This window comes from Pseudomonas sp. WS 5503 (assembly GCF_012985385.1).
GTDB classification, from domain to species: Bacteria; Pseudomonadota; Gammaproteobacteria; order Pseudomonadales; family Pseudomonadaceae; genus Aquipseudomonas; species Aquipseudomonas paracarnis.
Genome location: NZ_JAAQWI010000006.1, coordinates 112018 through 122462, shown reverse-complemented (window position 1 = coordinate 122462; position 10445 = coordinate 112018). Strand labels below are relative to the sequence as shown.

General features: G+C 59.3%; 9 protein-coding genes. 5 read left to right on the top strand and 4 right to left on the bottom strand.

Translation table 11 applies throughout. The features are described from left to right. The first annotated feature begins 160 nt into the window (after nt 1–160). Complete coding sequence (gene zapE, locus HBO10_RS16880; protein WP_034127724.1) at nt 161–1267, top strand: cell division protein ZapE; 1107 nt, start codon at nt 161–163, stop codon at nt 1265–1267. A 165-nt stretch (nt 1268–1432) separates the two neighbouring features. After that, nucleotides 1433–1924 (top strand): GNAT family N-acetyltransferase, encoded by a 492-nt coding sequence (locus HBO10_RS16875; RefSeq protein WP_034127723.1) that lies wholly within the window; start codon nt 1433–1435, stop codon nt 1922–1924. A gap of 100 nt (nt 1925–2024) precedes the next feature. On the opposite strand, the gene HBO10_RS16870 is transcribed toward HBO10_RS16875, so the two are convergent. The 4 genes from HBO10_RS16870 to HBO10_RS16855 form a co-directional block, all read right to left on the bottom strand. Next, a complete protein-coding gene (locus HBO10_RS16870) occupies nt 2025–2237 on the bottom strand; it encodes a hypothetical protein (RefSeq protein ID WP_034127722.1) in 213 nt (70 codons plus the stop codon). A gap of 140 nt (nt 2238–2377) precedes the next feature. Next, nucleotides 2378–4615: a TonB-dependent siderophore receptor gene (locus HBO10_RS16865; RefSeq protein ID WP_034127721.1), complete on the bottom strand. Its 2238-nt coding sequence runs from the start codon at nt 4613–4615 to the stop codon at nt 2378–2380. Nucleotides 4616–4743: 128 nt separating this feature from the next. After that, nucleotides 4744–6486, bottom strand: a complete 1743-nt coding sequence (locus HBO10_RS16860) for a phosphoethanolamine transferase CptA (RefSeq protein WP_032892095.1) — start codon at nt 6484–6486, stop codon at nt 4744–4746. Between the two features lie 157 nt (nt 6487–6643). Continuing rightward, complete coding sequence (locus HBO10_RS16855) at nt 6644–6820, bottom strand: DUF6026 family protein (protein WP_196492057.1); 177 nt, start codon at nt 6818–6820, stop codon at nt 6644–6646. Between the two features lie 259 nt (nt 6821–7079). Between HBO10_RS16855 and gnd the strand changes: the two genes are divergently transcribed. The 3 genes from gnd to HBO10_RS16840 are packed head-to-tail and all read left to right on the top strand — an operon-like array spanning nt 7080 to nt 10404. Continuing rightward, nucleotides 7080–8063 carry a phosphogluconate dehydrogenase (NAD(+)-dependent, decarboxylating) gene (gnd, locus tag HBO10_RS16850; RefSeq protein ID WP_019817573.1) on the top strand — a complete coding sequence of 328 codons (984 nt, stop codon included), beginning with the start codon at nt 7080–7082 and terminating at the stop codon, nt 8061–8063. After that, nucleotides 8060–9583 carry a glucose-6-phosphate dehydrogenase gene (gene zwf / locus HBO10_RS16845; RefSeq protein ID WP_034127720.1) on the top strand — a complete coding sequence of 508 codons (1524 nt, stop codon included), beginning with the start codon at nt 8060–8062 and terminating at the stop codon, nt 9581–9583. The genes gnd and zwf overlap by 4 nt, the downstream gene beginning before the upstream one ends. After that, entirely contained in the window at nt 9580–10404 is an 825-nt protein-coding gene (locus HBO10_RS16840) for a Cof-type HAD-IIB family hydrolase (RefSeq protein ID WP_034127719.1), read from the top strand. The genes zwf and HBO10_RS16840 overlap by 4 nt, the downstream gene beginning before the upstream one ends. Nucleotides 10405–10445 lie beyond the last annotated feature (41 nt).

Genomic DNA, 10445 nt, shown 5'->3' with positions numbered 1-10445 from the left:
TACCCCCCAAATCCCTGTCGAATTCCGGCCAGCGTGGTTTAACGGGGCGCCTAAGATCAAGATCAAGAGCAGATCAAGAGCGGCTCGCTTCGCATCGTGGTTACCGTTGGCAGGCAAGATTTCGCGCCTGGACAGCTCTGCGTCCGTCATACTGGCAAGCATGACTTTCGACTCGCCTCTCGCCGCTTACCAACATGCCATCGCCCAGCCAGGTTTCGTCGCCGACGACGCCCAGCGCCGGGCGGTACAAGCCTTGCAAACCTGTCACGAGGCCTTGCATCAAGGGCGTTCGTCGATTGCCGGCGTTTACCTGTGGGGCCCGGTGGGGCGTGGCAAGACCTGGTTGATGGACCAGTTCTACCAAAGCTTGCGCGTGCCTGCGCGGCGCCAGCATTTTCACCACTTCATGACCTGGGTGCACCAGCGCTTATTCCAGCTCACGGGCACCCAGGACCCCTTGCAGGCGTTGGCCAGGGAGCTTAGCCAGGCGGTGCGTGTGCTGTGCTTCGATGAGCTGTTTGTGAATGATATCGGTGACGCGATCATTCTCGGCCGCCTGTTCCAAGTGATGTTCGAAGAGGGTGTGGTGATGGTGTGCACGTCCAACCAGCCGCCCGACCAGTTGTATGCCGGTGGCTTCAACCGTGAGCGTTTCCTACCGGGTATCGACGCGCTCAAGCAGCATATGCAGGTGGTGGCCGTGGACGGTGGCGAGGACCATCGCTTGCATCCCGGCGTGGGCATGCAGCGCTATTGGGTGAATCAGCCCGAGGCACTGGCGGCGCTGTTCCGGCAGTTGAGCCAAGGCCAAACCGTGACCAGCGGGGTGGTAAGCGTAGGGTACCGCACCATCATGACGGTGCAGGCCAGTGACACCGTGCTTTGGTGCCGCTATGCCGACCTGTGTGAGCAGCCCCTGGCCGCGATGGATTTCATGCTGTTATGTGATCGCTTCCACGCCATCCTGCTAGGAGACGTCCCCAACCTCAGTGCACAGAAACGCCCGGGCCGGATTGCCCGTGGCACCGAAGACGGCGCCGAGCGCGTGGTGGCCGGGGATCGAGAGTTGCCACAGTTGTCGGTGCATGACGACAGCGTACGGCGTTTTATCGCGTTAGTGGACGAATGCTACGACCGCAAAGTGCCACTCTTTATCGACGCCGAGGTGCCGTTGCACAGCCTGTACACCGAAGGCTACCTGGAGTTTCCTTTCCGCCGCACCCTGAGCCGTCTGCAAGAGATGCAGTTGGAACGCTTCGCCACCTAGGAAAAATCGCCGCTCCAAAGCTCTTTGCACGCTTTGATGCGCGCAACCTTCGCATTTTCTGTCAGCGATTTGTCGCTTCTCTCCTTCATCTACTGCCGACTCCACGCTTACAATCGCAGCTCTCAAAGGGAAACGATTCCCTGGTTGTCGCTATCGAGGAAGGAAATGGACACCCCAGACATCCTGGTGCTGCAAGCCAGCTATACCAACGCCGTGCACGCCGACGCCATTGGCCTGTTGCTCAACCATTATGCTGAAGATCCGATGGGCGGCGGCCACAGCCTGCCAGCCGATCTCTTGCAGCAGTTGCCAGCCGAACTGGCCAAGCGCCCACACGCGTTCAGTGTGCTGGCGTTCGTCGGGGGGGAGCCAGCGGGATTGGTCAATTGTTTCGAGGGCTTTTCGACCTTCGCCTGCCGGCCCTTGGTCAATGTCCATGATGTGGTGGTGAAAGAGCAGTTTCGGGGGTTGGGGTTGAGTCAGAAGATGCTGCAAAAGGTCGAGGAAATCGCCCGGCAGCGCGGTTGCTGCAAGATTACCCTCGAAGTGCTGGAAGGCAATACTCTGGCGCAGGCGGCGTACCGCAAGTTTGGTTTTGACGACTCAGTGTTTGATCCGGCCCATGGGCGGATGTTGTTCTGGAATAAACCGTTGTAATAAATAACCGGCAAAAAAAGGCGCCATTAAATGGCGCCCAATAAACCTTTGCCAACGGAGCAGAATGGCGCAGGGTGCTACGGATTAAGTAAGCATTAACTCAGCTGTTCGGTTGCGCCTGTTCAACCGTGTCGGCCTTGACCGACTTGCCATCGGCGCTGGCAACTTGTTGCTCAGCCTTGCCGTGGGTTTTTTCCTGAATGAAGCTGAAGTTGTTGTAGAACTCCTTGGAGCGCTCTGCGCCGCCCTCTGCAAAGGCAGCGGCAGAGGTCAGGGTCATCAGGCTGGCCAGCATCAAGGTCGAGAGTTTCATAGTGGTATCCCCATTAAAGTGATAGGTGTCTGGTCGCTTCGTGATCAGATCATGGAGCGACTATGGCGTTATCTTATTAAGTGGGAATTAACGGGAGATGCCGTTGAAGTTAACAGTTTTGTTAACTTCAACGTGCGAGGCTATAACTTCCAATCCAACGCCAGCGTGACGGAACGCGGCTCACCCCAATACACGCCGTTATAAAAACCAACGCGCTCGTAATATTTCTTATCAAAGAGATTAATCACGTTGACCGACGCAGAAACCTGTTCGTCGAACTGGTAGCGCGACATCAGATTGACCACGGTGTAGCCCTGTTGCGTGATTTTCGTCCGGGTGGTTATTGGCCGGCCTTCGCTGTTGCGCTGCCCGGTCGGTCGGTTGCTGAAGTCGTAGGTTTCGCTCTGCCAGTTCACGGCGCCGCCGACCGTCAGTTTGCGCCAGGCGCCGGGCAGGCGGTAGGCGCTGGAGATCTTCACCAGGTTCAAGGGTTGGCTGGTGTTGTTGCGTTTGTCAGAGCCATTGACCGAATGGGTGTAGGTGTAGCCGGCGGACAGGTTCCAGTCCGGCATGATTTCACCGGCGGCTTCCAGCTCGAAGCCGTTGACCTTGTTACCTTTGCCACCGGATTTGTAGTACTCCTCGCCCGTGACCGGGTTGGGCGGGACTGAGTCATCCCGCTCGGCGACGTTGTCCTGGGTACTCCAGAAGTACGCGGCGGCCAGGTTCAAACGCTCGTTCAGCACACTGCCCTTGAGGCCCACTTCGTAGTTACTGCCGACCACGGGCTCCAGGTACTTCTTGTTGGCATCACGGTAGTCCTGGGGTTTGAAGATGTCGGTATAGCTGGCGTAGACGGTGTACTGCGGCGTGATGTCGTAGAGCAGGCCGGCGTAGGGCGTCCACATATCATTGTGGGTCTGGCTGGTTTTGCCCGAAGCGGTCAGTTGGTCGTTGGCATTGTATTTGGGCTCTGCGCTTTCCAGCTCCCAACTGCCGTAACGGCTGCCCAGTACAGCGTGCAAGCGGTCTGTGAGGCTCAGCCTTGTGGCCAGGTAACCGGCTTTCTGTTGTTTCTTGCTGTGCTCGCCCTTCAGGTCGGTCACCTGGTCGGTGAACTTGCCGATGCTGCCCATGTGCTTCCAGTCCTGAATGGGGTAGTAGCTGGCTGGCAGGTCGCTGCGCATGAAGGGCGAGACATCCCGTTGAGCGGCTTCGCCATAGCCCATCATCAACGCGTGTTCGCGGCCCAGCAGCGTGTAGCTGCCGGCCAGGTTGAGGTCGATGGCCTCCATGCGTGAGGTACCGCGCATATGGCTGGCCCAAGCCGTCATGCCGCTGCGGTCGGGGTTGGGGAAACCGGCGCCGCCGTAATACACCTTGCCATCGGTGTCGCTCTGGCGATGGGTATAGGCTGCCTTCAGGTGCCAGTCGCCGCCGAGCCGATGGTCGAGGGTGGCGAAGGTGGTCTTGTCGGTCAGCGGCCAGGAACTCCAGTGCGCCGCCATGTTGGTGGAGCGGGGCAGCCTGGCCTTGCCGCCCTGGCTGTTCCAGTAGGGCACGGTGCCCCAAGACGTGCCTTGCACCTGTTTGTCCTGGTAATCAAAGCCTGCGGCCAGCACGGTATCGTCGGAAAGGTCAGCCTCGAGAATGCCGTAGCCCACCGCCCGCTGCAGCCCATAGTTGTCACGAAAAGACTTGCTGTCGCGGTAAGCCAGCACGCTACGCCCGCGCAGTTTGCCGTCGAACGCCAGCGGGCCGCCCACGTCAACGTAGCTGTAGTAGTTGTCATGGCTGGCGCCACTGATGCCGGTCTTGGCCTGCCACTGGGCGGTAGGGCGCTTGCGCACCATGTTGACGGTGGCCGAAGGGTCGCCTGCGCCCGTGGTCAGGCCCGTCGCGCCGCGCACTACTTCGATGCGGTCGTAGATGATGGTGTCGGCGTCGGTCTTCATGTAGCCGAAAGTGTTGAGCATCCCGTCAACCTGGAAGTTGCTGATGCCATAGCCTCGGGCGGAGTAGTAGACACGATCGGAGTCGTAATGCTGAACGTTGACGCCCGTGGTCTGGCGCAACACATCCGTCAGGGTATTGAGATTGAAGTCGTCCATCTGCTGGCGTGTGATCACCGAGATCGATTGCGGGGTTTCCTTGACGGAGAGGTTCAGCCGCGTGGCGGTGCTCATCGAACCAGTAGTGTAGGCGCCGGTGTGCTCGGTGGTGGCGCCCAGGCCGTCGGCGCTGATGGTGGTCGCGCCCAGTTCCAGGGCTTTGGCGGGGGCTGTATCGGGGTCGGTGTCGGCCCGCGAATCCGGGCTCAGCGCCAGGCTGAACAGGCCGAGGGTGAAGGTCATGGAACGGGTGAAGGGCGCAAACATCGCTGCAGACTCCTTGTCGTCTTTGATACCTCCCCAGGCGGGGAGGGCTTGGTTCAAAGACGAAAGGAACTGCGGAACTTTAGGCTCAAACGAGAATGATTGTTATCTTTCTGTCACAAGGCCCTGGCTTACTTGGCCACCACTTCGGCGCCGTCGGCCTTCTTGGGCTTGATCAGGCTGAAGTCGATCAGTGCCTTCTGCTTGGTCTCGTAAGGGTTGCCGATCAACAGGGGGCGTGGCTTGAAGCTGTCGCTCACCAGGCTCTTGCTGTGGTCCAGCTCATCGAAACTCAAGCCTGCCATGTCGGCCCAGGTGTGGATCAACTGCGAACTGCTGTAAGGCCGCTGCAAGTCGCCGGCGAAGCTCCAGTCGTGACTTTCGCGCCATTTTGGCGAGGCGTAGGCCATGAACGGGATGGTGTACATCGGCGCGGTCGGCTTGCCTTCGTTACGGCCCAAAGTGTCGTGGCCGGCCGAGTCGAACACGTCTTCGCCGTGGTCCGAGAGGTACAGCAAAAAGCCGTTGGGGTCGGTCTTTGCGTAGTCCTTGATCAGGCTGGAGACTACGAAGTCGTTGTACAGCACCGCGTTGTCATAGCTGTTATAGGTCGGCAACTGCGCATCGCTGACACCCGCCGGCACGCCCTGGCGGTCGGTGAACTTGTCGAAGGTCTGCGGGTAGCGGTACTGGTAGCTCATGTGGGTGCCCAGCAGGTGCACCACGATGAACTTGCGTTCGGCGGTATCGGCCAGGGCCTTGGAAAACGGCGCCAGTACATCGCCGTCGTACTGACGGGCGTTCTGGTTGCGGTTGTTGTTCAGGTACACCTGCTCGTCGGCCTGTTCGGAAAAGGTCGTGAGCATGGTGTTGCGTTTGGTCATGGTCTGCTGGTTGGTGATCCAGAAGGTCTTGTAGCCAGCCTGTTTCATCACGCTGACAATCGACGGTGTCTTGAGGTACAGGTCCGGGTTTTCTTCGTCAGCGAAGGTCAGCACCTGTTGCAGCGCTTCAATGGTGTAGGGGCGCGGGGTGATGACGTTATCGAACACGGCCAGTTGGTCGCGCAGCTTGTCCAGCTCCGGCGTGGTGTTGCGCGGGTAGCCGTAGAGGCTCATGCGCTGGCGGTTGGTCGACTCGCCGATGACCAAGACAAGTGTGGACGGCTGGCCGGCCATGCTGTCCTTGAGGTTGTTCAAGGGCGGGATCTTGCTTGCACTGGTGAGCATGCCTTGCATGTTGTCCAACTGCTCGGTGTAGCGACGATAGGCGACGATCATCTGCCAAGGCACGGCAGGCTCGATGCGGGTTTCGAAACGATCGATGGCCAATTCCATGGTTTCGCTGGTGGCGATCTGCTTGACCAGTGGGTAGCCCACCACCGCCAGGACGATGGCAATGGCTGCCACGATGGACTGGCCGCGAGGCAGATACACCGGGCGCAAGCGCGTCCACAGGAAGATGGCGAAGGCGGTGTGGGCAATGAACGCCAGCACGATCCACCAGGCAAAGTATTGGGTGGCGTATTCGCCGGCTTCAGAGATGTTCGACTCGAACATGATGAAGATGACGCTCTGGGAGAATTCCTGCTGGTAAATGAAGAAATAACCCAGGCTCGCCATGGAGCAAGCCCACAGCACCACGCCGATCAAGGCGGCGAGCAGGCGCGTACGACGCGGGAACAGCAGCATCGGCGCCAGCCACAGCGCACTCATGAAGAAGGCCTGGCGGAAGCCACTGAAGCCGGAGGTACCGGTCAGTTGGATAAGAAGTTGGGTAATACCCGAGAAATACCAGAAAAACAGGAATAACCAGCCAAGGCCGGCCCAATCAAAGCCTTTCGCAGTCGTCGTGCTGCGTTTGAACATCGCCATCCAGCGCCCCATCAGAAAAAGATTGTCGCGCGCAGGCGCGCAACATCGGGCCGCCCAGGAAGTGAGCGGCATCGCGGAACGGGAGTATCAAGAGGGGAATGTGAAAACTTTGTGAGTTTTCTGTAGGTATTGCCTTACAACGCGTTCGGCGCAGGAATCAGCACAGGGCAGGCTTGGCATCCGACGGCTGATCGAGCTGGGCTTGAAGGTGCAAGCGCAGGCGCAGGACTTCCTGTTGCAACTGATCGCGCTCGTCTTTCAACTGGCGCAATTCATCGCGACGGAGGGTGACGTAGAGGGTCTGTGGCGGACGGGTCATCTGTGCTGTGCTCATTGCTTACCTCGCAAATAGCCGGTAGATCGCGGTGCCAAAACAGGTTTCTGGCAACAGTCGGAAGCAAGTTTGAATTCTTTTTCGCAGCAAGGGAACTTTTTTATTTTTGGTGGTCGTGTGACTTTTGCCGGGGTGATGGTGAAACGATGGCAACTTTTTTGCCATGAAACTACACGGATCCGCTCTGGACTAACCCTCATTAGCCTCATTGCGCTATAAACTATGTCACACATTTTTTAGAAGTTAGGAGCATCAGCACATGCAACTGGGGATTATCGGACTAGGCCGCATGGGCGGTAACATTGCGCGGCGCCTGATGCTCAATGGGCATACCACCGTTGTATACGACCGTAACGAAGCCTTCGTCAAAGCCTTGAGCGAGGAGGGCGCCACCGGCGTCGCCGACTTGAAAGCGCTGGTGGCCGGCCTGCAAAAGCCCCGTGCTGTCTGGGTCATGTTGCCGGCGGGCGCGCCCACCGAAGACACTATCAACGCACTGAGCGAACTGCTGGAAGACGGCGATGTGATCATCGACGGCGGCAACACCAACTACAAGGACGACGTGCGTCGTGGCAAGGCCCTGGCTGAAAAGGGCCTGCACTATGTGGACGTGGGCACCTCGGGCGGCGTCTGGGGCCTGGAGCGTGGCTATTGCATGATGATCGGTGGCGACACCGAGACCGTGAATCGCCTCGACCCGATCTTCAAAAGCCTCGCGCCGGGCCTGGGTAACATTCCGCGCACCAAGGACCGTTCGGCCTCTGCCGACCCACGTGCCGAGCAGGGCTACATTCACGCCGGCCCAGCGGGTTCCGGGCACTTCGTCAAGATGATCCACAACGGCATCGAGTACGGGATGATGCAGGCGTTTGCCGAAGGTTTTGACATCCTCAAGACCAAGAACTCGGAAAACCTGCCGGAAGACCAGCGCTTTGACCTCAACGTTGGCGACATCGCCGAAGTCTGGCGTCGTGGCAGCGTGGTGTCGTCCTGGCTGTTGGACCTGACCGCCGACGCCCTGGCCACCGACCCGAAACTCGACGGCTACTCGGGCTCCGTGGCCGACAGCGGTGAAGGCCGTTGGACCATCGAAGCAGCCATGGAGCAAGCCGTTCCGGTTCCGGTGTTGTCGACCTCGCTGTTCGCGCGTTTCCGTTCCCGCCAGCAGAGCACCTACGGTGACAAAATGCTGTCTGCCATGCGCTTCGGCTTTGGCGGCCATGTGGAGACTTCCAAAAAATGACCGCCAACGGCAAGAAACCCAAGGCCGAACCTGCTCCACCCACCACATTGTTTCTGTTTGGCGCCCATGGCGACCTGGTCAAGCGCTTGCTCATGCCGGCGCTGTACAACCTCAGCCGTGACGGGTTGCTCGGTGATGGCCTGCGTATCGTCGGCGTTGATCACAACGCCATCAGCGATGCGGACTTTGCCAAGAAACTCGAGGACTTCATTCGTACCGAAGCCTCCAGCAAAGTCAGGGGCAATGCCGAGAACGCCCTCGACCCCGCGTTGTGGGCGCAACTGGCCAAGGGCATCAGCTACGTCGAGGGCGATTTCCTCGACGACAGCACCTATGCCGATATCGCCAGCAAGATCGCTGACAGCGGCACCGGCAATGCGGTGTTCTATCTCGCCACTGCACCGCGCTTCTTCAGTGAAGTGGTGCAGCGCCTGGGCAGTGCCGGTTTGTTGAATGAAACGGACGAGGGCTTTCGGCGCGTAGTTATCGAGAAGCCGTTCGGCTCCGACCTGGCCACCGCCGAGGCGCTCAACGCCTGCCTGCTCAAGGTGATGAGCGAGAAGCAGATCTACCGCATTGACCATTACCTGGGCAAGGAGACGGTGCAGAACATCCTGGTCAGCCGTTTCTCCAACGTGCTGTTCGAAGCGTTCTGGAACAACCACTACATCGATCACGTGCAAATTACTGCCGCTGAAACCGTCGGCGTTGAAACCCGTGGTAATTTTTTCGAAAAAACCGGCACCTTGCGCGACATGGTGCCCAACCATCTGTTCCAGCTGCTGGCAATGGTCGCCATGGAGCCGCCGGCAGCCTTTGGTGCCGACGCGGTGAGGGGTGAGAAGGCCAAAGTGGTCGGTGCGATCCGCCCCTGGTCGCTGGAAGATGCGCGGGCCAACTCCGTGCGCGGCCAATACACCGCCGGAGAAATCGCCGGCAAGCCATTGCCCGGCTATCGCGAAGAAGCCAACGTCGCGCCGGACAGCAGCACCGAGACGTTCGTCGCGCTCAAAGTGATGATTGATAACTGGCGTTGGGTCGGTGTGCCGTTTTACTTGCGTACCGGCAAGCGCATGAGCATCCGCGACACCGAGATCGTGATCTGCTTCAAGCAGGCGCCTTATGCACAATTTCGCGATACCGAAGTCGATGAACTCAAGCCCACTTACCTGAAAATCCAGATCCAGCCTAACGAAGGCATGTGGTTCGACCTGTTGGCCAAGCAGCCTGGGCCGACCCTGGAGATGGCCAATATCGAATTGGGCTTTGACTACAAGGACTTCTTCGAGATGCAGCCGTCGACGGGTTACGAAACCCTGATCTACGACTGCATGACCGGCGATCAGACCCTGTTCCAGCGCGCCGACAACATCGAGAACGGTTGGCGTGCGGTGCAGCCGTTCCTGGATGCGTGGAAGGAAGATGATGGTATCCAGGCCTACAAGGCCGGTGAAGATGGCCCAGCGGCGGCCGATGCCTTGCTGGCCCGCGATGGCCGCGCCTGGCATAGCCTCGGATGAGTGACGTGACGATTCATCCCATCCGGTTTGTCCTCAGTGATGTGGACGGGACGCTATTGCATCCCGACCACAGCCTCAGCCAACGCACCGCCGATGCCATTCGCGCTATGCGCGAGGCTGGGGTGATTTTCAGCCTGGCCAGCGGGCGTCCGCCCAAGGCCATGCGGCATTTGATCGAGACCTTTGGCATCGATGTGCCGGTGGCTGGCTTTAATGGCGGTACGTTGGTCAACCCGGATGGCAGCATCCTGGTTGCTCATCATCTGCCGGCGGAAGCTGCACTCATCACCCTGGCGCTGTTTTCCGCCGAGCCGGACGTGGAAGTCTGGGTGTTTGCCGATGGCGACTGGCTGCGCCGTGATCCGCCCGGGCCCATGGTGCAGCGCGAAGCCGATGGCTTGGGCTATGGGCCGGTAGTGGTGGAGAGTTTCGAGCCTTACCTGGACAGGGTCGACAAGATCGTCGCCGCCAGCAACAACACCCAGTTGTTGGTGGAGCTGGAAGCGCAATTGCAGCCGAAAGTGCAGGGGTTGGCCCAGGTGTCGCGTTCGCAGCCGGTGTATCTGGACGTGACCGCGATGCTGGCCAACAAAGGCGAAGCCTTGAAAACCCTGGCTGAACACCTGGGCGTACCGCTTGCACAAACGGCTGCGATTGGAGACGGTGGCAATGACCCGGCGATGTTTCATGTGGCGGGGTTGTCGATCGCCATGGGCCAGGCCGAAGAAACCGTCAAGCGCCAGGCCAATGTGGTCACCGGCAGCAATGTCGAAGACGGCGCTGCCGAGGCGTTCGAGCGCTTTATTCTCGCCGCACGTTAAGCGTGCAAGTATGACTGTACAACTTCCAGCTCAAGTTTTAC